Annotated in this window: 1 pseudogene; it reads left to right on the top strand. The window is 35.3% G+C overall.

What is annotated here, in order from left to right:
* Positions 1 to 450: pseudogene (locus ACTHS4_RS11615) on the top strand (ImcF-related family protein); the annotation flags it as partial.

Here is a 450-nt window from a genome sequence, read left to right on the forward strand (position 1 = left end):
CTATGATGCATTAAAAGCTTATCTTATGATGTTCCACAAAGAACATTTTGATGCTGCTTTTATGCAAAATTGGTTAATGTCCAATTTGTCTAAAACAGAATCATCAGGCATGAGTGACCAACAAAAAAAATCTGTTGAAAAAGCTCTGAATCAGATTCTTTAAAAACAAAGCATTACACCTAGAGTTCCCTATGACGAAGAATTAGTAGTACGTCGTAGACAGGAAATTGCACAAAGAGACATTGCAACCATGGTATTAGAAGATACTATAAACACAGTTACTCTCTCAGGAAAAGAAGGAGTTACACCTGTATCTTTTTCAAGTATGGGTGGTGTGCAAAGTCACTTGCTATTCCGACGTAAGACTGGTGGGGCTTTAAAAGAACCTATTAACTTTATTTATACCAAAGAACCCTACATTACTAAAGTTTTACCTGCCATGGTTAAATC

The sequence above is a fragment of the Neisseria sp. P0014.S009 genome (assembly GCF_051958155.1).
In the GTDB taxonomy this organism is placed as follows: Bacteria; Pseudomonadota; Gammaproteobacteria; order Burkholderiales; family Neisseriaceae; genus Neisseria; species Neisseria flavescens_C.